Origin of the sequence: Psychrobacillus sp. FSL K6-4046, from assembly GCF_038624605.1 — a bacterium.
GTDB lineage: Bacteria > Bacillota > Bacilli > Bacillales_A > Planococcaceae > Psychrobacillus.
Genome location: NZ_CP152020.1, coordinates 853,331 through 874,730 on the forward strand (window position 1 = coordinate 853,331; position 21,400 = coordinate 874,730).

Genomic DNA, 21,400 nt, shown 5'->3' on the forward strand with positions numbered 1-21,400 from the left:
GTACTTGAGTTTATTTACAATTCCTTCGAATTCATTAGAACAAATGAAGGTATGGAGAAGAAGCTTCCATCAATATCCAGAGGTAGGGTGGACAGAGTTTCGAACCGCTTCCATTATAGCAAATGAGCTGAAAAATCTTGGTTTTCAAGTGCAGGTAGGTAGAGAAGTAGTATCAGAGAATCGTATGGGCATACCATCAGAGGAAATCCTAACGAAGGTTTATGAAAGTGCCGTGAAAAACGGGGGACATATCGAATACTTAGAAAAAATGGTCGGTGGATATACTGGGGTTGTAGGAACTATACAAGGCTCCAAGCCAGGGCCGACAATTGGTTTTCGTTTCGATATGGATGCTTTAGATATTTTAGAATCAAAAGAGACTACTCATCTACCGATAGAGGAAGAGTTTGCATCTGAATATGAAGGCAGGATGCATGCTTGTGGTCACGATGCTCATAGCTCGATAGGTTTAGGGCTGGCTACTATTCTCTCGCAAAATAAAGAGAATATAGAAGGGATTATCAAGATTATATTCCAGCCAGCAGAGGAAGGAGTGCGAGGAGCAAAGTCCATGGTCGATGCTGGTGTAGTAGATGACGTCGATTACTTTCTCAGCATGCATGTCGGTACAGGATCACCTTTAGGCACGGTAATTGGAGGTTCCAATGGGTTTTTAGCTACATCTAAAATAGATGCAACCTTCACCGGAAAGGCTGCTCACGCAGGTGCTGAGCCTGAAAAGGGTACGAATGCATTATTAGCAGCAGCCTCTGCCATTCTCGGACTTCACTCCATTTCGCGGCATAGCGGTGGGGCTTCCCGTATTAATGTTGGTACGTGCATAGCCGGGGATGGGCGGAATATTATTCCCTCTCATGCATCGTTAAAGCTTGAGACACGTGGAGAAAACAGTGTGGTGCATACCTATGTGCATGAGCAGGCTATTTCCGTATTGGAAGGGGCAGCTAAAATGCACGGGGCAAACCTTTCCTATGAAATTGTAGGTGAGGCAAGAACATGCTCTTCCTCCAATGAATTGGCGGAACTTGTGATTAAGGCAGCGAAGGAAGTTGCTGGTGTAAATGAAGTTATACCTACAGCTAATTTTGCTGCTGGATCAGAGGATGCGACATTCATGATGGAACGAGTCCAACAGAATGGTGGTTTATCTACCTATTCCATTTTCGGAACAACACTAGCAGCTGGTCATCATCATGAAAGATTTGATATCGATGAAGCGGTGCTACCTATTGCATTGCAAACTTGGTTAGCTACGATCGAACAAATTTATCAACATGAAAGGTGAGTGCTAATGATTAAAATAGAAGATCAAATAACTAGTCTAATAGAATCATACGAAGAGGAAATTATCCAACTAAGTGATCGTATATGGGATATTCCAGAAACAAGATTTCAGGAGTTCGAATCTTTTAAGATATTGAGTAACTTTTTAGAGGAAAAGGGCTTCATAGTGGAGAGAGGCGTCGGCGATATTGAGACTGCCTTTACCGCTACCTTTGGGCAAGGTGGGCCGAATATTGGTATTTTAGGTGAATTCGATGCGTTGTCCGGTTTAAGCCAAAGAGCTGGAAGTCCAGTCAGAGAGCCGATTATTGAAAATGGTAATGGACATGGCTGTGGACATAATCTTTTAGGTACGGCAGGGATAGCTGCTGCTCTTGCGGTGAAGGATTTGATCGAACAAGGCAAAGTTACTGGTACCATCAAATATTTTGGTTGCCCTGGAGAAGAAGGCGGGTCGGGTAAAACGTATATGGTCAGAGACGGCGTCTTTGACGGGATTGACGCTGCCCTTACCTGGCATCCAAATTCGTATACGGGAATCTTTTCTTTTTCTTCGCTTGCGAATTATCAGGTTTATTTCTCGTTTGAAGGAAAGGCGGCTCATGCGGCTAACTCTCCACACTTAGGGAGAAGTGCGTTAGATGCTGTTGAGCTAATGAATGTAGGGGTTAACTATTTAAGAGAGCATATTATTTCCGAGGCAAAGGTACATTATGCAATTACCAATTCTGGAGGGGCGTCCCCTAATGTCGTTCAGTCAGATGCAGAAGTGTTATATTTAATCCGAGCTCCCCAGTTAAAAGATGTAGAAGCAATCTATCAGCGAGTTGTTAATATTGCGGAAGGTGCCGCGTTAATGACGGGTACAAAGCTCACGGTGAAATTTAATAAAGCCTGCTCTAATTATATTCCTAACCATACATTGAATGTTTTGATGGATGAAAAGCTTCAGCAATTTGGATTACCTACCTATAACGATGAGGAAATGGAATACGCTAAGGCGATGGCTAAAACTATTACTTCTGAAGAAGTCGAGGCTGCGGTAATTGATGCAGAAAAGCTTTCTGCATATACAGTTTCGGAAGAGTTTTATTCGGCAGATTCTCCATTCTTTACGGAAATTATTCCTTATGTGAAAAATCGTGAGGTCATGCAGGGCTCGACCGATGTAGGGGATGTCAGCTGGATTGTGCCAACTGCTCAGTTTTTCACGACTTGTTTTGTAGCGGGAACACCGTTACACACATGGCAGCTCGTATCTCAGGGGAAAACATCATTAGCACATAAAGGATTGATCTATGCGAGTAAAGTATTAGCTGCAACTGCAGTAGATTTGTTTGATAATCCACAGCTGATTGACGATGCAAAAAAAGAATTATTAAAGCAAGTGGGAGATGGATACCAAAATCCACTACCAGCAGATTTACGCCCAAGCGCTATGTAATATGAAAAATTAATCGAAACTAAAAAACAGACCAAAAAGAATAATTCTTCTTGGTCTGTTTTTTCAAATTGCCGTATTTTGATAACGGTTAGGTGAAGAAAAAGTGATACGTTAAACCAATTGCAATGCCTACTATACCCGCACTAATAAAAATTATGCCATGTGTTCTTCTATTCTTGTGTCGCATATATAAACCGGAGGCAATTTGTCCAAAACAGATCATTAGCAATAAGAAAAGTAAGATCGGTCTCATATTTTTTTCACTCGATTCTACTTAAGTATTTGTTTGCTAATTAATAATCAACTATCTATTTTATTAAATCTTTCTATCTAACATTCCCTTGAATTATGAAATAGTTTATAGCTGTCGGCAAGCTCTACTATCCACTACGCTAAACTAGAATTCTTCTACACGTTTTACTTCCAATGGTTTGTCTGAAGCAGATGTATTTTTATTTTTAATTTCGCGCTTTGCCCAATAGGTTGCAAGGAATGTACCGGTAATAACCTGCCAAGCAGAAGAAAATGCACTTGGCAACGCAGCTAATGGAGAGAAGTAACTATTAGCCAATGACACTCCTAATCCAGCGTTTTGCATACCTACTTCGATAGATATTGCACGCTGGTCCTGCTTAGATAATTTAAATAGTTTTGCTGCAAAGTAACCGAGAAGTAAACCAAATGCATTATGCAGTAACACAGCAACAAATACTAAAACTCCAGCTGTTGCAATATTCTCTTTATTACCAGCAATGATCGCAGAAATAATAATAGTGATAGCTACTATTGAAACGAGTGGTAGAATCGGAATGCTTTTTTCTGTAACAATCGGTAGAAACTTGCTTACGACTAACCCTAAAATAATAGGTATGATAATAACTTGGATAATAGACATAAACATGGACATCGGATCAACTGGAAGCCATTGCCCGGCAAATATGAGCAGTAGCAAGGGAGTCATCACGGGTGCAAGTAATGTAGAAACACTTGTCATGGTAATAGATAAGGGGACATTTCCTTTTGCTAGGAAGACCATGACGTTAGATGAGGTGCCTCCAGGAACACTTCCGAGTAATACCAATCCTGCTGCAAGTTGTGGCGGAAGATTTAATAGATATGCTATTACGAAAGCAATTGCTGGCATAATGGAAAATTGAGCAACCAGCCCTATTAATACAGGGATAGGATTTGTAAAAACGAGTTTAAAATCAGAGGCTTTAAGCGTTAGCCCCATTCCAAACATGACAATACCGAGTAAAATCGTTATGTATGCAGAAAACATGGTGAACATACTTGGTGCCATAAATGCTAGTACGGAAAACAAGATTACGATAAAGGCAAAATACTTACCTGCAAAGTTACTAATTGATTGAAGCGTTTTCATTTCTTTCCTCCTTATTCACCTGTTGGTGTCATAATATAATATTGATTATATTATATTTTAATATATAAACAACTAATTTTTATAATTTTTTGATTATTTTAATTATTAATTTTATCCCATCAGTTTCTATGAAGAACATATTTTATTTATACTTAAGGCTTTTCTAAGATGTTGTAATATCCTGATCTATCCCACTGATCTCAATGAAGTCGTTAATAAATCAGATTTAAAATTATTTGATAATTTTAAATTATTTGTTAAAAACTTTACCAGACTATTATTTAAATGATAATATAATCTTATTAATTTAGTAGAAATAGAGGTGGGGAATTTAATTATGATACATAAAATTGCTTGTATTCCAGGAGACGGTATAGGACCAGAGGTGATGACTCAGGCCCAAAGAGTGCTTCAGCTTGTAGAAGATATACATGGTGGTGTCACTTTTGAGGTTAATCCTTATGAATGGAATTGTGACTACTATTTAAAGCACGGTAAAATGATGCCGGAAGATGGGCTGTCTATATTAAAAGACTATGAGGCAATTTTGTTTGGGGCAGTAGGTGATCCTAAAGTGCCTGACCATATCTCGGTATGGGAGTTAATCTTACCGATTAGGCGAGCGTTTCAACAATATATTAATCTAAGACCAATCAAGCTATTGAAAGGAATTCAAAGCCCCTTAGTCGGCAAGGGTGTGGAGGACATAGATTTTGTTGTTGTCCGAGAAAATACAGAGGGTGAGTATTCAAACAGTGGAGGTCGCTTGCATGCGGGAACTCCTTATGAAGTTGTTGTTCAAAATAGTGTGTTTACACGCATGGGTAGTGAGCGAGTGATCAAATACGCATATGAGCTTGCGCAAAAAAGAGGTTCAAAACATTTATCGGTTGCAACTAAATCTAATGCTATTAACTTTTCGATGCCTTTTTGGGACGAAATAGCAAAGGAAATTGGAGCAGGCTACCCAGAGATAGAAGCAAAATTCTATCATATCGATGCACTTGTTGCTTTCTTCGTATCTAAGCCGGAAATTTTTGATGTAGTTGTAGGTAGTAATTTATTTGGAGATATATTAACGGATCTAGGAGCGGCAATTTCAGGTGGTCTAGGTATCACTCCATCAGGGAATATCAATCCAGAAAAACAGTATCCGTCTATGTTCGAGGCCATTCATGGCTCTGCTCCAGACATCGCAGGTAAGGGGATAGCCAATCCGATTGCTCAAATATGGAGCACTTCTTTAATGCTGGAGCATTTAGGCTACTCAGATCTAGCTAACGTAATCGTGGACGGAATTGAGGAAACATTAGTGGAAGGTAAAGTTAGAACCCCTGACTTAGGCGGGAATGCTAATACTACGGAGTTTACTGAGGAAATTATGAAACACATTAAATCTTACGCATAGGAGAGATGAGAAATGGGTGTAGTTGAAAACAAAGTAATCGTAGTAACAGGCGCTGGTGGAGGAATGGGCCTTCAAGTAGTTCAAGATTTATTAGAGAAAGGTGCAATTGTGGTTGCTTTAGATATTAACACCGATGCTGTAGGTGGGGTGGAACATACAAATTTACGAGTGAAACAGGTTGATCTGTTAAATGAAAATAGTATACAGTCCATGTTTAAAGAGATAAATGATGAGTTTCATAGAATAGATGGCTTAGTGAACATCGCTGGAATTGCACAGGCTGCTAAGTCAATAGTAGATGTAGAACTAACCGAATGGCATAGGCTTATCAATATCAATGCAACAGCGACTTTCTTAACATGTAAGGAAGCAATACGCTACATGAGGGAGGCTAAAAATGGATCGATTATCAACATTGGGTCAGTTTCTGTCACGCGACCACGACCAGGTCTTCAAAGCTATGTAGCATCAAAAGGAGCTGTCGAGGCATTCTCTAAGGCGCTTGCGTTAGAAGCTGCTTCTTATAACGTACGAGTAAATGTAATACATCCTGGTCCTGCTGATACTCAAATGCTAGGACAGTTTTCTTCTCAAAAAGGGGAAGTAGTGCTGAATAAAGATATCTTTGCAGAAAGTGTTCCTTTAGGTAGATTGATTAAACCGTCTGACATTTCTGCAACAGTTGTGCATCTATTGTCCGATGCGGCTCAAATCATTACAGGTTCAGTGATTCATGTGGACGGTGGTAGGAATATTTAAAGGAGGTGGAAGCTTTTTATGGAAAAAATTAATATGCTAATTAATGGAGAGTGGGTCAGTGGCAACCAGTGGATTGATGTACGGGATCCTGCTACAAGTGACGTAATAGCTCAAATCGTTCGTGGTAATGAAACGCATGTGGACGAGGCTGTGGCAGCAGCAAGACTGGCATTGAAGAGCAAAGAATGGAAGGCCTTCAAGCCTTTTCAAAGAGGACAATTATTAGTGGAGCTAGCTGGCTACATAAGATTACATGCAGAGGAACTTGCAGCGCTTGAATCTCTGGACGTTGGAAAACCGATGAATCAAGCCCGAGCCGATGTAGAAGCAGCAGCCCGATACTTCGAGTTTTACGGAGGTATTGCTGATAAAGTGTTCGGTGATACAATTCCAATTGAAGAGAATTTATTGAATGTAACAGTAGTGGAGCCTATCGGCGTAACAGTACATATTGTCCCTTGGAATTACCCGATTCAAATTACTGCGCGAAGTGTAGGAGCAGCACTTGCAACCGGAAATGTAGTAATTGTAAAAAGCTCAGAGGATACTCCTTTGTCCACAAATTTTCTAGCAAAATGGTTTCATGAAAAGCTTCCAAAGGGAGTTTTTCAGCATTTAACTGGATATGGGGCTGAGGTTGGGGCAGCATTAAGCTCACATAAAGGAATCAACCAAATCACTTTTACCGGATCTGTACAGACGGGAATATCGGTCATGCAATCTGCAGCAGCGAACATTGTACCTGTAACGCTGGAGTTAGGTGGTAAATCACCCAACATTGTGTTCCAGGATGCCGATTTGGATCGTGCAATTCCTGCCATTGTCAATTCCATTACGCAAAATGCGGGTCAAACGTGCTCTGCAGGCTCACGCCTGCTAGTGCAGGACACGATCGCTGATGAGCTACTAGAGCAGCTTGTTGTCAGGTTTGGAGAGCTATCCATAGGACCAGCATCCATTAATGCAGATGTCGGGCCAATCATTAACCAAAAGCAACACGAACGTATTTTAAATATTTTAAGTGAAGCAAGTAAGCAAGGCAATGTGCTAGTTGGAGGGAAGGGTGTAGAGGTAAGAGACTATGAGAATGGATATTATATTTCCCCTACAATTATCGAAGCAACTAGTCATGAAGAGAGCTATGTTCAGGAGGAAATATTTGGGCCAGTATTGAGCGTTGTCCGCTTTCATTCAGTTGAAGAAGCAATTGAGCTAGCAAACGAAACTGAATATGGTCTTGTTGCTGGAGTGTGGTCAAAGGATATTGACGTGGCTCATTATGTAGCTGCTCGTATCGAAGCGGGTCAAGTTTTTATCAACACGTATGGAGCAGCTGGAGGCGTGCAAATGCCTTTCGGTGGATATAAGAAGAGTGGGATTGGACGAGAAAAAAGTCATTTAGCCGTTCAAAACTATATCCAAATTAAAAACCTAGCTATTCAGGTTAAAATTTAGTAGTGAATTAAAAAAAATGAAACGGAAACTCGATTTCATGTTTTTACTTCATTTTTAAGATCCGCACAATTTCTTGTAAGAAACCTTTCAATTCTTGTTGTTTGAAGGGAGGTGGCGACTCCTGGGGGAACAGCTCGAGCTGAAAGCCCCGCAGGAACGAAGCGAGGGCACTGAAAAAGTGCCTTTAAAACGTTTAGATGTAGAGTATGAATGCAGGTTCTGTTCATCTTCTACTATTTTCTGAATCCATGTCTTTCCGTTCCGAGCGGATGCTTTCCAGGGGGCGGCCCGGCAAGCCTTCTCCCTCGCTGCGCTCAGTCCGGGTGCTCGCCGTGGCCGCTAATCCCCTAGGAGTCACCGCTCTGCACTCCAATCCAATCCACTTTTCTACCTGTTATAGAATTTTTTAAAATGTACTCAGACCGAAAAATTATTTTCTTGCTATACTAAAGAAAAGTAAATGCAGGGGTGCTCACAATGATTTCAAACCAAGAAACGCTGAACTTAAGTCCATACATGGCGTTATATGATTTAATAATTCCAAAAGACAATATGCTTCGTCAAATCAATGAACTTGTTGATTTTTCGTTTATTTTAGAAGAACTTCAATCAAAATATTGTTTGGATCATGGTCGTAAAGCGATTTCACCCATTCGTATGTTTAAGTATTTATTATTAAAAGCAATTCATGATGTGTCCGATGTGGATTTAGTGGAACGTTCAAAATATGATATGTCATTTAAATACTTCTTAGGAATGGCTCCAGAGGATGAGGTCATTGAACCAAGTTCACTTACAAAATTTCGTCGACTTCGTTTACAAGATGTAGATTTGTTAGATATGTTAATTGGGAAAACCGTTGAAATCGCACTTGAAAAAGAAATCATCAAAAGTAAAACAATCATTGTGGACGCAACGCATACGAAAGCACGTTACAATCAAAAATCGCCCAAAGAATTCTTACAAGAAAAATCAAAGAATGCCCGAAAAGCGGTCTATAAAATAGATGAATCTATGAAAGAGAAGTTTCCAGAAAAACCGACTTCTAACGAAGTGTCAGATGAAGTGACTTACTGTAAAAAAGTCATTGAAGTGATAGAGAAAGAGCCACAAATAGCGCAAGTGCCTGCCGTGAAAGAACGTTTAAATACATTAAAAGAAATCGTAGAAGACACACTATTTCATCTGAATTATTCAAGCGATACCGATGCACGTGTCGGACATAAATCAGCAGATACATCTTTCTTTGGTTATAAAACTCATATAGCGATGAGCGATGAACGAATTATTACAGCAGCGATTGTAACAACTGGTGAACAAGGTGATGGACAACATTTAATAGATTTAATTGAAAAAAGCCAACGTACAGGTATGAAAATAGAGAAGGTGCTTGGAGATACAGCATATTCTAGTAAAGACAATTTAATATATACCAAGACAAATAAGGTCCAACTCATTTCAAAATTACATCCGCTGATTACAAATGGCCACCGTAGAAAAGAAGATTTATTTGAATTTAATAAAGACGCTAATTTATATGTTTGTCCAGCGGGTCATTTAGCAAAAGGAAAAACTATAAAAAAAAGAAATACAGATGACAACCGTAACCCTCAAATCAAATATAATTTTGATGTTGAAAAATGTAAAATATGCCCTTTCAGAGTTGGGTGTTACAAAGAAGGATCGAAATCTAAAACATATTGTGTCACAATCAAATCGACAGAGCACCTTGAACAAGAGGCATTTCAGAATACCGAAGAATTTAAACAGCTTGCCAAAGAGCGATATAAAATCGAGGCAAAGAATAGTGAATTAAAGAGTGGACACGGCTACGATACAGCGATTAGCACGGGTCTTTTTGGCATGGAAATACAAGGAGCCACAACCATATTTGCGGTCAACTTGAAGCGAATCCTAAAGTTACTTAACGAATGAGAGCAAGAATAAGGCAATGAAAAAGGGTATTTTCTGTTCAGTTTGAACAAAAAGTACCCTTTTTTAATTTTCAAAAACAAAATTATTATAAAAACGTAAGTTTTTCAGTGCCCTCCTTGGTACCCGTGGGGGAAGCTCGATTTTTTGCACTTATCCAGTCTGGCATTGGTTTTTTGCTGCCTACTGCATTTTTTGTCAGGGCTTTGAGTGAAAAGGAAGATAGCCGTGAAGAAGGCGCAAAAAACGAAAAAGAAGATGAGCAAAGCAATGGCAAGGATGTATAAAAAGGTAGTTGATGTAGTTTTCCCATTAAGGCACTTTTGAATTTGATTTAATAAATGGGTTTCAATAAGCATGTATTCATTTGGAAATCACCATACTAACACTATGAATGGAAGATAGGTGACTATAAGTGAAGAAAACAGTACTGATCATATTAGTTATATTGCTTGTTGTATGTGGAGGACTTATATTAGCTATTTCAATATCTCCAACTAAAAAGTTTAATGAAGTAAAGATCGAAGCTACTAAAAAGCCGGTAGTTCTTATTGTTGTCGATTCATTAATGGCAGAACCATTGCAAAAGGCGATAAAAGAGGGAGAGGCACCTGCATTCTCCTTTTTAATAAAGAATGGTGATTTTTATCCAGAATTTATTAGTTCTTATCCAACAATGTCCGTTACTATTGATAGCACCTTGTTGACCGGAACATATGCAAATCAGCATAAAATCCCCGGGTTGATTTGGTTTAAAAAAGATGAGGCGCGCATGGTTAGTTATGGAAGTGGAATCGCGGAGATATGGGACAATGGGGTTAAAAATGTAGTGGCTGATAGTGTTATCCATCTGAATGAAACCCATTTAAGTAAAGAAGTTCTAACAATTCATGAACAATTGGCAAGTGCTCAAATACACACAGCTTCTATTAATGGTCTATTATACCGGGGAAGCTTTAAACAGGATTTACATGTACCTAAGCTTCTTTCTTTAGCAGATATATTACCAAAAGATATAAAGGTGAATGGTCCAATGCTTCTGTCACTCGGTGGCTTATCTCAATATAATCCAGCGAACGATCAATATAAATATATCTGGAAGAGGATGGGGGTAAATAATGAGTTTACTTCTCATGAACTGACGTATCTAATTGAACAAAGGAAACTTCCATCCTTTACACTAGCCTACCTTCCTGATGCGGATGCTTCGATACACAAAAATGGTCCTGGTGATAGATCTGGGATTGAGAAGGCTGACCAAGCACTGCAAGAGCTGTTGAATAGTTTTGGCTCTTGGGAAGATGCAGTAGAGGAGGTAACATGGGTAGTCCTGGGTGATAGTGGTCAATCTGCAGTTAAGGAAGAAAAGGAAACGGCTTTGATTGATTTAAATAAATTGTTAAAGGGTTACACCTTCTTAGAAAGAGGAAAAGAAAATGCACAGCTAGCCATCGCAGTGAATGAACGAATGGCCTACATCTATTTAAATGATAAAAAAATCTCTTTTTCTGATGTAGTAGAAAGCTTAAAAAAGGATGAACGAATTGGTTTTATTGCATGGAGCGATGAACAAACGAATCATGTTATAAGCTCAAACGACAAAGAACTCACCTTCTCACCAAATGGATCTTATATAGATGAATACAAGCAGTCATGGCAATTAGAGGGAGATTTGGCTACTCTAGATATAAAAGATGAGCAAGGAACTTTACGCTATCACACATATCCTGATGCGCTAGCTCGGCTCTACGGCGCACTCCACTCCCAAACCGGAAAAGTTATCATAGTAGATGCAAAGCCTTCTTACGAATTTATTGAAAAACATAGTCATGATCATGCTGGTGGCGGTGCACATGGCTCCCTCCATCGGGTAGATTCCGTTGTTCCCCTAATCGTTTCGGGTGAGACAAAAAGACCACCATCCAACCGACTTGTGGATGTGAAGGAGTGGGTAATAGGGTTGTTGGGTGGCTCATAAAGGAGAGCCACCTTTTTTATGTAAGCCCAGTAATTATGAACTTTTTACTGTTCCAATAAACATTTGTAATTTCCATTATTAAGAAGTTTTATTTTTCTACAATAGGGAATAACATTATTAGAATCAAAAAAAGAAAGGCGAGGAATTAAAATGATTAAAACATATAACTTTATTATCGAAGGGAAAATTATTGAGGTACACGCAACTTCTAAAACAGAAGCGCAAAGCAAGGCAAACCATATATATGAAGAACTTAAAAGTGAACAGTATCAGCAACAGCAATAAAAGACTCTTAACGAGACGTTAAGAGTCTTTTATTTTATTTCATTTTTTCATTTAAATTCAAAAATAATTGTTCTAGTTGTTCTTTTGGAATTTCTAGATAAGAATCTCCAATACTTATTTCAATTTGACATTTATCCCCATCCAGCTCACTTAAATAGCTAGATATCCCTATGCGGTTATCAAGCTGGGCTTTGCTAAGAATAGCTGTCATTTCCTCTTGGGAACGATTAAAATGGACATGAAACATATTGGAAACGGGTATTTCTGGTACAGTGTAAATATCCTTACAATCATTAAATAGCTGTGCTAGCTCTACAGAATTTTGGTAGTATTGCTCCATTTTGTGTGCTCGCTTATCAAAATAATAATCTGCTGATAGAATATAAGGGTACAAGCTTATAAGTGTTCCACCATAACGCTTTCTCCAAACTTTAGATTTCTCTATGAAATCCTCGTCACCGGCTAGAATAGCTCCCGCAATACCGCCAATTCCTTTATAAAAAGATACATAAACACTATCAAATAGGTCGCAAACCTCAGTGGCTGTTTTATTATAGTATGGTAATACTTCTAAAAGTCGTGCTCCGTCTAAATGAAGCTTTATACCTTTTTCACGGCAATAGGCTGAAATCTGTTCTAACGTTTCAAAGCTAGGAAGCTGGCCACCAATTTCTCTTTGGGGTAGCTCCAATAGAAGACATGCTATGTCCTCTTTAAGGTTTTTTACGTCTTCTAGCTCAATTACTCGATCCTTGTCTGCAAGCAGGATCGTTTTAATCTGGTGTAATTCTTTTAAACCATCCATCTCGTGTATTTCTAAATGACATAAAGGGTGATAGGCAACCTGGTTAAGCTGCTTCTCATCGCACCAAATACGTAATGCAATTTGCTGAGCCATTGTTCCACTGGGGAAAAATGCAGAAGTTCCCTTACCTAAAAGTTTAGCCATCTTCTTCTGAAAATCTTCTATAATAGGCCCGTTTCCATAGATATCGCTAAATTGGTCCTCAGAAACATCCTTCAATGCATCCTTTAAGACGGAGATATCTCGATTTCTATGACCGGATAAATAATATGTACATTCGTTAAAGGAACTTTTTAAATCATTCATGTAATCTTCCCCTATCTTGTTTTGTCTTTACCATAATATAAGTATAATGTATTTTTATTCTGATTGTTTAAATTAATTGGTATAAAAGAAGTACGTTGTATTAATACGTTCCTTTTGGTATATTATTAGTAATATACAATCTACGATGTGATCAAGTAAATAAGAATTGTGAAACAGAAAATATAGCGTTTGCTGAGAGCTATATCACCCCTTCTTGTTGAAACCTACCACGGAGATGTTATGCAAACATAACCGATTCGTTATCGTTATCAAACGTTTAGAGGGCTTAAAACTTATTTTAAGCTAAACTAAGGTGGTACCACGTCTATTCAAGCACAAGGACGTCCTTTTCGAAGGACAGCTTTGTGCTTTTTTATATTTTAAGGAGGAAAAGTAATGACTAACCAACAACAAAACGATTTTACTAAATGGTATATCGACACAATCCAAAAAGCTGATTTAATGGATTATACACCAGTACGTGGATGTATTGCATTTAAACCGGACGGCTACGAAATCTGGGAGCATATCCAAGCAGAGATGAACCAACGCTTTAAAGAGACAGGACACCGTAACGCTTATTTTCCAATGCTAATTCCTGAATCATTTTTCCAAAAGGAAAAGGATCATATTGAAGGCTTCTCACCAGAGCTTCCATGGGTTACAGAGGCTGCAGGTGAAAAACTAGAGGAGCGTTTAGCGCTTCGTCCAACCTCTGAAACAATGATTGGTCATCTGTATTCTGATTGGATTAAAAGCTATCGTGACCTACCTGTACTGATCAACCAATGGGCTAACGTATTCCGTTGGGAAAAGAAAACACTTCCTTTCATTCGTACCTCTGAGTTTTTATGGCAAGAGGGCCATACAGCTCATGTGGATGAAGAAGAAGCTCGTCAAGAAACAATGCAAATGCTAAATATTTATAAAGAGGTAGTAGAGGGACTTTTAGCTATTCCTGTATATGACGGTCAAAAAACTCCATCTGAACGCTTTGCAGGGGCAGTAGATACTTATTCCATCGAAGCTATGATGAAGGATGGAAAAGCGGTTCAAGCTGGAACTTCTCATTACCTTGGAACTAAATTCGCTGAAGCATTCGATATCAAATATTTGAATAAAGAAAACAAGCACCAGCATGTGCATACGACTTCTTGGGGAACTTCTACTCGATTAATCGGATCTGTGATCATGGTTCATGGTGATGAGCAAGGTCTTGTGCTGCCACCACGTATTGCACCGACACAAGTTGTTTTAATACCAGTCGGGCCATGGAAAAAGAACCCAGCAATAATGGAAAAACTAGATGAAATCTTTGCTGCATTAAAAGCAAAAGGTATCCGAGTTCGTTTAGACGATTCTGATCAATCACCTGGCTATAAATTTAATGAGTGGGAGCTTAAAGGTGTGCCAGTTCGCGTTGAATTAGGACCACGTGATTTAGAAAACAATCAAGTGCTTATGAAGGCTCGCGATTTAGATGAGAAAGAATCAGTTGATATAAATGTTATTGTGGAGCGTGTGGAAGAAGAGATAAACACAATGCAAACTCGTTTATTAGAAAAAGCGCGCGCATTCCGTGATGCAAACTCTCATACTCATGTCGATTCCATGGATCAGCTAAAACAGCATTTAGATGACTCTACGGAAAAAGGAGAAATCCCTGGATGGATCCTTGCTGGATGGTGTGGAGACGATGCTTGTGAGGAGCACGTAAAAGAAGAAACAAAATTCACAACACGTAATATTCCATTCAATCCACCAGCTGAAAAATCAACTTGTATTAATTGTGGAAAAGAATCGAAATACACGGTGTGGTTTGCAAGATCATACTAATTAAATATGGAACACATAAATCAGTCATTGTTTCTACAATGGCTGATTTTTTTATTTTCCAAAGTCTTGTAAGATTAAGGAAAGTAAAACGTCTAATGAAGTAGTAGGGAGATAGGGGGGATCACTTGGAAAGGCAGCTAATCGAGGAGTGGTTTGAGTTATATGAGCGGGATGTGACCAGCTTCCTCATTTACTATACGGGCTCTATGGATGTTCAGGACCTGGTGCAGGAAACTTTTCTTCGTGGATTGAAGAAGGTTGCCTACTTTAACGAAGGGGCACATCCAAAAACATGGTTAATAACCATCGCAAAGAATATAGTGGTTGACCGGGCTAGAAAGAATAATATTTGGAATCGAATAAAATACGTTTTGCGAGATGAAAAACAGATAGAGGGATTAGATCATACTGTTTTACTTGGTGAGATGAATCAAGAATTATACCTAGCTATAAATAAATTGCCAGCGAAAAACAAAGAGGTAATTATTTTAAAGTCGATACTTGAATTGACCTCTAAACAAGTAGCAGAAATCCTAGAATCCAATGAAAACCATGTGAATGTTCTTTATCACCGTTCGCTAAAGAAACTGAAGAGCATTTTGGAAAAGGAGGGATTTGAGTATGAAGCGAGAACACGATGATCTGGAGGAACAGTTGCGAAATCTTCCGAAGCATTCTCTTGCTAAAGAAGAAAAGAGAAAAGTGATTTACAGCATTCGAAATGCTTCAAAATCAAACCGATTAAGGTTTCTAAAACCTCTATCTGTAGTTATAGCAACGGCCTGCCTTTTAATGGTTGCTTATTTAGCAAGCCCCATGTACAACCCAGATTTAACGAAAGAAACAGAAGTAGGCATGGGCTCGTTGACGGAGCAGGAATATATAAAAAGTCTTGATCTGCAAATAGAAGACATTAAAAACACGGAGATTACAATGAATGCATCAGGGGATAAGCTCCATGCAGTTAGGACGGAGTTATCTTTAACGTCTAAAGAGCTTATACCAATAGATGTTTGGCATTCTATGGAGTTTCGAGCGGAAAATAAATATCTTTTCTTAAAGGATAGTTACGGTATTGGAAATAGGGCAAGCTATAATTCAAATCCGAATAAGGATAGATATGATTACACAATTACATTTGAATCTTTATATGCAAATTATTCCGAAGCGGAACTACAAAAATTATTAGAGGCAAGCAAAGATATCAATTTTTCGGTGGCTTATAAGGGAAAAACATATGATTTAAATAATGAGTCACCAAAAGCCGTTACATTAGACGCACCTTTCGCTACTTCATTTCCTTTACAAGATTCGCCACAAAATGTAATAGGGATAGAAGGGAAAATTGGAATACTAGGGCCTGACAATTTCGTTGCAGAGGATACTCGTCGAGGAGCAAAACTTATGCTCTACTATTGGAGTGATCCTGAATCTTTAGTTGGGAAGGAATATAAGGTAGAGGCGATAAACAGTTATGGAGAGAAGCTTTTATTGTCAGAGGGGGTATTAGCCGCCGGTTTATATAGTGAGGATGCTCATATTTTAACAAGCTTCCCAGCCTTTACTACAGAGGGAGAGTGGCAAGTTTCCTTTTACGTGGAGGAAGAATTGTTTGAGGAATTTAGGATAGAGGTTCTTCCACCTTTTCCAAAGTCCGAACATTACGTGTTGCTAGATTCACCTAAGGAGATTCAAATTGGCGAAACTACTAATGTAATTATAGAAAGCTCTATTGGGGAAAAGGAAAGTATAGAGGTTCTTTTAGTAAATTCAAATGGAGATGAAATTGTACAGAAGAGTAGCTTTCAAAATGACCAAAACCCTGTGATTGACGCAGCTAACGGACAAAGATTATTCCATTACGAGGGAGAAATCAAATTTCCTAAAGAAGGTTCCTGGTACCTTGAAATAGACGGAGAACAAACACAGGTCTTTGAAAATTAACTAAGCAAAAACGCTCCCTCCAAAAATGGAGAGGAGCGTTTTTCATAGCAGGAGATCCGGTAATACTAAAGTTTGTCAATTGCCGTTGCAATGGTTAGTCATTAGTTATTAGTCACAAAGTAAATAGTAAATGGTCATTGGTTTGCCATCAGTTAAATTGTAATGACCTCCTGCTATGCCTTGGCAAGGAGTCTCACCTTACCAAGGATATAAATTAAGCATATTTTTCATCATCAAAGGCAATAGTAACAGCGTAGTTTTTCGCATTAATCAGCCCAGATAATTTATTTGCATCCTTTTCAAAATCTAACGCTTTTTTTCGATATTCTTCTGGCTCATATAAGGCAACCTCTACATAAGTGGTTCCTTCGCCGTAGCCGCTGAATTGGATTCTTTGCTTTTCATGGCTTCCTAACTGTTTATATACTCTTGCCTGGGCACGTAGCTGAGTAGCCATTTCAATTGCCTCCACGATGGTGAGGTCAACTTCCTTATATGTAACTGTATTATTTAAGTTAGCCTCGTATATAAGTCGATCAAGCTTTCGGATATCCGAGCGGATATCATTCATTTCTAAATCGATTGCGCTCACAGTTCTAATAGAAGGAGCAGGAGTAGTCCCCTTCTCAATTACTGTAAAACCAACACGCATCATTTCTATTTCCAGTTCCTGAACTCTCTTCAATAAAATACTCTTTAGTTTTACTGCCTCTGCAAGAAGTATTGGTGCCATAATTTATATCCTCCATTCTACTTGGTTATTGTCTAATACAACACTTGTGGCTTCTCCACCGTGCACTTGAGTGAACATTTGACCCATAGATTCTAATAATTTTGCCGCTTCTTCCTGACTCATAGAAGGACGTAGATATACTGCTTGTATAGCATTCGTTGTACTTTCAGTAACTGCCGTCCGTTTAGAATCGACGAATGGACTTCCGAATGCACCTACTTCATCTTGAAGTGTTAAAATCCCGTGTAAATTATTTTCTCTACCATTCAATCCAAGATAATTTGTTTCTGCATTGCCTACGGTGATAAAGATATCCTCTTTAATCTCATCCAAATTATATATTCCAAGAGGAATCTCATAGCGCATAGAGAAGAAGTTATTTAAATCTACAGCAGAATGCATAGGTGTGATATAATTTTGTTTTGCAATCCTTCTGTACATTGCTTCCATAGAAGGGCGATAACGGTTAGGGTCTGCTCCAAGCTTTTTCCAAAGACCTCGCCATTCCTTTATCCCATCAAAATCATTAACTGCTTTTTCCTCTAATTCGAAAAAAAGCTGTTCTTGAAATAATTGGAGGCGTCCCTTAAGCATTTGAGGGGAAGATGATACAATAATTTTGTTATAATAAATAAGGCCAATTTTAAAAGTAGGCTCTATTTGTAATAGAGAAGTATCTAATTTTACAAACATTTTAAACCATCCTTGTATATATTTTCTTCATTGTACCATACAGAAAGGAGAACTCTAGTGAATATAAACCAGCATCAACAGAACCTCATAGAATACGCTGCATCCATTGGAATTGATAAAATTGGTTTTACCACTGTTTCTCCATTTCATGAATTGAAGAATCGATTAATTCGTCAGCAGGAGTTAGGGTATGCTTCCGGATTTGAAGAGCCGGATCTTGATAAAAGAACAAATCCTCAGCTTTTACTGGAGGAGGCACAGAGCATTATCTCGATAGCTATTGCTTATCCCTCTAAGATGAAGGATGCACCCCAAAGTGTAAAGGGAGCTAGACGAGGAATATTTGCTAGAGCATCCTGGGGAATGGATTACCATACAGTTTTAAGAGAAAAGCTCGCTCAGCTAGAATTATATATTTTAACGCACATACCAGACGCTAGGCTGCGTTCAATGGTCGATACTGGTGAGCTTTCAGACCGTGCAGTTGCCGAACGTTCTGGGATTGGCTGGAGTGCAAAAAATTGTTCAATCATCACCCCGGAATTTGGATCTTATGTTTACTTGGGAGAAATGATTACCTCTATTCCTTTTGCCCCAAGTGAACAAATGGAGGATCAGTGTGGGGATTGTAGGCTTTGCTTAGACGTCTGCCCTACTGGTGCTTTAATAGAAGGTGGTCAGCTGAATGCACAACGATGTATCGCCTTTATCACCCAAACTAAAACGATGGTGCCTGATGAGTTCCGAGCGAAGATAGGGAATCGGATATATGGCTGTGATACATGCCAAACCGTCTGTCCAAAAAATAAAGGCAAGGCTAATCTTCATCAGGAATCATTCAAGCCTGACCCGGAGCTAGTGAAGCCGTTATTGTTACCGTTACTAGGCATGACTAATCGGACCTTTAAAGAAACGTATGGTCATATGTCTGGTTCATGGAGAGGAAAAAATCCAATTCAACGGAATGCAATCATTGCATTGGCACATTTTAAAGAAGAGGCAGCAGTTCCCACGCTGATCGAACTAATGCTACACGATGCAAGACCTGTAATAAGAGGAACAGCAGCATGGGCATTAGGCAAAATTAATACAGAGGAAGGCTTGCTTGCATTAAAGGAAGCAGAAAAAACAGAGCAAGAAGAACAGGTTTTAGAAGAGATTCGCAAGGGTCTTGCGTTTTATACAATTGAAAATTAGGAAGTGGAATCATTGAGTATTAATGTCGTGTTATATCAACCAGAAATTCCTGCAAACACAGGAAATATTGCTAGAACGTGTGCAGGTACAGGCGCTAAGCTTCATCTTATCCGACCATTAGGCTTTTCTACAGACGATAAAATGCTAAAGCGTGCAGGATTAGATTATTGGGAGCATGTGGACATCACCTATTATGATGGGTTAGATGAATTTTTCGCAGCTCACCCTGGAGCTGAATATTACCTGATCACTAAATTTGGTGCGAAGCCACATACTACATTTGATTTTAGTGATTCAGAGAAGAATCATTTCTTTATATTTGGACGTGAGACGAAGGGACTTCCTCGTGAATTTATCGACGCACATCCAGACCGCGCACTTAGAATACCGATGAATGACAATATTCGTTCATTGAATCTCTCGAACACTGCAGCAATTCTTATTTATGAGGCTTTGCGTCAACAGGATTATCCAAACTTACATTAAAAAAAAACGGACGAAGTCTTATTCAGACTCGTCCGTTTTTATGTTGAATAATTATTATTTCTCAGATGCACCTGGTTTGTCGTCGTATCCTGCAGTGAAAATTGCAGTAAGAAACGCAACACAAACGCCAAGAATAAGGATTAGTTTCATACTTAAGCGCCTCCTCTATATATTCTAAATCTTAGTATAACCTAATTTGTAAAAAAATGAAACGATACAATAAAACGAAATTATGTCTGAAATAGAAAGTGTCAAAGTTGCATGTAACGTGTGATTCTACTAGGATAGATAAAAAGGAGTGATTTTTTAAATGGATAATTTGAAAAATGGTCCAGAGAACGGCTCAATGGCAACAAATATGGACGAGGTAAAAACATTAGGCAAGCAAATGGAACGCATGAGAGATAACCAAGAGCTAGAAGAAGATAACCGTGTATCAGACCCTGCTCAATCAGATAGTGCTACAATTATGAAGAAGCGGAAAGACGACTGATTCTTCAGTCGTTTTTTTTGAGTTTGCCTGTCGGGGCAGTGATAGGCGCCTGCGCATTTCTATAAAAGGGAAGGATGAGTTTAATGGAATTACTTGAGAATTCAACAAAGAGATTGGCTAATGGAGTTGAGATGCCACGTATTGGATTAGGGGTATATAAGATGACAGAGCCGGAGGTTGCTCGTAAGGCAATTACGCATGCTTTAGAATCAGGTTATCGTCATATTGATACGGCTTCCTTATATGCAAATGAAAAAGAAGTGGGGGAAGCTGTTCGTGCTTCTGGAATCTCACGCAAAGAGATTTTTGTAACTACTAAGGTTTGGAATACTGATCAAGGCTATGATCAGACGTTAAGAGCCTTTGAAAAGTCTTTAGAGCTATTAGGTATGGATTATGTAGATCTATACTTAACTCATTGGCCAGTTGCTGAGAGTTATATAGATACATATCGTGCAATTGAACGTCTTTACGAGGAGAAGCTTATTCGAGCAACAGGCGTATCTAATCATAATCAGCACCATTTAGAGGCAATTGCTGCTAAAGCTAATATAAAGCCTATGGTCAATCAGATAGAGTGCCATCCTAGACTGACACAGTATGATCTTCGAGAGTACTGTGCGTCCGAGGACATTGCAGTTACGTCTTGGTCACCGCTAGCTAGAGGTAGATTATTAGAGGAGCCTACGTTGGCTCGCATCAGTGCTAAGTATGGGAAATCTACCGCGCAGGTGATTATCCGCTGGCATTTACAGCATGACTTAATTGTTATTCCAAAGTCTATTACTCCGGAAAGAATCCATGGAAATTTCGATGCGTTTGACTTTGAATTATCATTCGAAGATGTGAAAAATATTGATGCACTCAATTTAAATGAGCGAACTGGAGCAGATCCAGATAATTTTAGCTTTTAATAAATAGAAAAAAATGGTCGTTACTGAGGGGATTTCAGTAACG

19 protein-coding genes and 1 other annotated feature are annotated in these 21,400 nt (G+C 38.8%); of the genes, 15 read left to right on the forward strand and 4 right to left on the reverse strand.

Translation table 11 applies throughout. From position 1 onward, the window contains the following. The first annotated feature begins 4 nt into the window (after nucleotides 1–4). Together MKY09_RS04055 and MKY09_RS04060 are read left to right on the forward strand one after the other, a co-directional pair. Nucleotides 5–1,306 carry an amidohydrolase gene (locus MKY09_RS04055; protein ID WP_342567657.1) on the forward strand — a complete coding sequence of 434 codons (1,302 nt, stop codon included), beginning with the start codon at nucleotides 5–7 and terminating at the stop codon, nucleotides 1,304–1,306. Between the two features lie 6 nt (nucleotides 1,307–1,312). Continuing rightward, nucleotides 1,313–2,749, forward strand: coding sequence for a M20 family metallopeptidase (locus MKY09_RS04060; RefSeq protein ID WP_342567658.1), 1,437 nt, complete (start codon nucleotides 1,313–1,315; stop codon nucleotides 2,747–2,749). 397 nt (nucleotides 2,750–3,146) lie between these two features. Here MKY09_RS04060 and MKY09_RS04065 read toward each other — a convergent pair whose 3' ends face one another. Beyond that, nucleotides 3,147–4,133: a bile acid:sodium symporter family protein gene (locus MKY09_RS04065; protein ID WP_169361436.1), complete on the reverse strand. Its 987-nt coding sequence runs from the start codon at nucleotides 4,131–4,133 to the stop codon at nucleotides 3,147–3,149. 337 nt (nucleotides 4,134–4,470) lie between these two features. Here MKY09_RS04065 and MKY09_RS04070 point away from each other — a divergent pair, with 337 nt between their 5' ends. The 6 genes from MKY09_RS04070 to MKY09_RS04095 all read left to right on the forward strand — a co-directional run bounded on the left by MKY09_RS04070 (nucleotide 4,471) and on the right by MKY09_RS04095 (nucleotide 11,950). Continuing rightward, the gene (locus tag MKY09_RS04070) at nucleotides 4,471–5,541 is read left to right on the forward strand and encodes a tartrate dehydrogenase (RefSeq protein ID WP_342567659.1); all 1,071 of its coding nucleotides are present in this window, start codon (nucleotides 4,471–4,473) and stop codon (nucleotides 5,539–5,541) included. Nucleotides 5,542–5,553: 12 nt separating this feature from the next. After that, nucleotides 5,554–6,300, forward strand: a complete 747-nt coding sequence (locus tag MKY09_RS04075; protein ID WP_169361517.1) for an SDR family oxidoreductase — start codon at nucleotides 5,554–5,556, stop codon at nucleotides 6,298–6,300. A gap of 18 nt (nucleotides 6,301–6,318) precedes the next feature. Beyond that, complete coding sequence (locus MKY09_RS04080) at nucleotides 6,319–7,755, forward strand: aldehyde dehydrogenase family protein (RefSeq protein ID WP_342560366.1); 1,437 nt, start codon at nucleotides 6,319–6,321, stop codon at nucleotides 7,753–7,755. Between the two features lie 477 nt (nucleotides 7,756–8,232). Continuing rightward, nucleotides 8,233–9,690, forward strand: coding sequence for an IS1182 family transposase (locus MKY09_RS04085; protein ID WP_251557258.1), 1,458 nt, complete (start codon nucleotides 8,233–8,235; stop codon nucleotides 9,688–9,690). Between the two features lie 412 nt (nucleotides 9,691–10,102). Further along, nucleotides 10,103–11,665: an alkaline phosphatase family protein gene (locus tag MKY09_RS04090; protein ID WP_342567660.1), complete on the forward strand. Its 1,563-nt coding sequence runs from the start codon at nucleotides 10,103–10,105 to the stop codon at nucleotides 11,663–11,665. Nucleotides 11,666–11,815: 150 nt separating this feature from the next. After that, nucleotides 11,816–11,950, forward strand: a complete 135-nt coding sequence (locus MKY09_RS04095; RefSeq protein ID WP_277347124.1) for a hypothetical protein — start codon at nucleotides 11,816–11,818, stop codon at nucleotides 11,948–11,950. Nucleotides 11,951–11,984: 34 nt separating this feature from the next. On the opposite strand, the gene MKY09_RS04100 is transcribed toward MKY09_RS04095, so the two are convergent. Further along, complete coding sequence (locus MKY09_RS04100) at nucleotides 11,985–13,061, reverse strand: aminotransferase class I/II-fold pyridoxal phosphate-dependent enzyme (RefSeq protein WP_342567661.1); 1,077 nt, start codon at nucleotides 13,059–13,061, stop codon at nucleotides 11,985–11,987. A 133-nt stretch (nucleotides 13,062–13,194) separates the two neighbouring features. Then, nucleotides 13,195–13,413, forward strand: a binding site (T-box leader). A gap of 44 nt (nucleotides 13,414–13,457) precedes the next feature. On the opposite strand from MKY09_RS04100, the gene proS reads away from it, so the two are divergent. The 3 genes from proS (at nucleotide 13,458) to MKY09_RS04115 (ending at nucleotide 16,841) form a co-directional block, all read left to right on the forward strand. Further along, on the forward strand, nucleotides 13,458–14,897 hold the full coding sequence (proS, locus tag MKY09_RS04105) for a proline--tRNA ligase (protein WP_342567662.1): 1,440 nt from the start codon (nucleotides 13,458–13,460) through the stop codon (nucleotides 14,895–14,897). Nucleotides 14,898–15,022: 125 nt separating this feature from the next. Next, complete coding sequence (locus tag MKY09_RS04110; protein WP_340882373.1) at nucleotides 15,023–15,538, forward strand: RNA polymerase sigma factor; 516 nt, start codon at nucleotides 15,023–15,025, stop codon at nucleotides 15,536–15,538. Then, nucleotides 15,519–16,841 (forward strand): hypothetical protein, encoded by a 1,323-nt coding sequence (locus MKY09_RS04115; RefSeq protein WP_342567663.1) that lies wholly within the window; start codon nucleotides 15,519–15,521, stop codon nucleotides 16,839–16,841. Before MKY09_RS04110 ends, MKY09_RS04115 begins: the two co-directional genes overlap by 20 nt. A gap of 214 nt (nucleotides 16,842–17,055) precedes the next feature. Here the strand turns inward: MKY09_RS04115 and MKY09_RS04120 are convergent, their stop codons facing one another. Next, entirely contained in the window at nucleotides 17,056–17,574 is a 519-nt protein-coding gene (locus MKY09_RS04120; protein WP_169360654.1) for a hypothetical protein, read from the reverse strand. Between the two features lie 3 nt (nucleotides 17,575–17,577). Next, on the reverse strand, nucleotides 17,578–18,267 hold the full coding sequence (locus tag MKY09_RS04125; protein ID WP_169360653.1) for a phenylalanine--tRNA ligase beta subunit-related protein: 690 nt from the start codon (nucleotides 18,265–18,267) through the stop codon (nucleotides 17,578–17,580). Nucleotides 18,268–18,324: 57 nt separating this feature from the next. Here MKY09_RS04125 and queG point away from each other — a divergent pair, with 57 nt between their 5' ends. From queG to MKY09_RS04145, 4 genes are all read left to right on the forward strand, one after another. Further along, nucleotides 18,325–19,464, forward strand: a complete 1,140-nt coding sequence (queG, locus tag MKY09_RS04130; protein ID WP_169360652.1) for a tRNA epoxyqueuosine(34) reductase QueG — start codon at nucleotides 18,325–18,327, stop codon at nucleotides 19,462–19,464. Nucleotides 19,465–19,476: 12 nt separating this feature from the next. Beyond that, the gene (trmL, locus tag MKY09_RS04135) at nucleotides 19,477–19,950 is read left to right on the forward strand and encodes a tRNA (uridine(34)/cytosine(34)/5-carboxymethylaminomethyluridine(34)-2'-O)-methyltransferase TrmL (RefSeq protein ID WP_169360651.1); all 474 of its coding nucleotides are present in this window, start codon (nucleotides 19,477–19,479) and stop codon (nucleotides 19,948–19,950) included. A gap of 310 nt (nucleotides 19,951–20,260) precedes the next feature. Then, on the forward strand, nucleotides 20,261–20,443 hold the full coding sequence (locus MKY09_RS04140) for a hypothetical protein (protein WP_144541921.1): 183 nt from the start codon (nucleotides 20,261–20,263) through the stop codon (nucleotides 20,441–20,443). An 83-nt stretch (nucleotides 20,444–20,526) separates the two neighbouring features. Further along, on the forward strand, nucleotides 20,527–21,357 hold the full coding sequence (locus MKY09_RS04145) for an aldo/keto reductase (RefSeq protein WP_342567664.1): 831 nt from the start codon (nucleotides 20,527–20,529) through the stop codon (nucleotides 21,355–21,357). Nucleotides 21,358–21,400 lie beyond the last annotated feature (43 nt).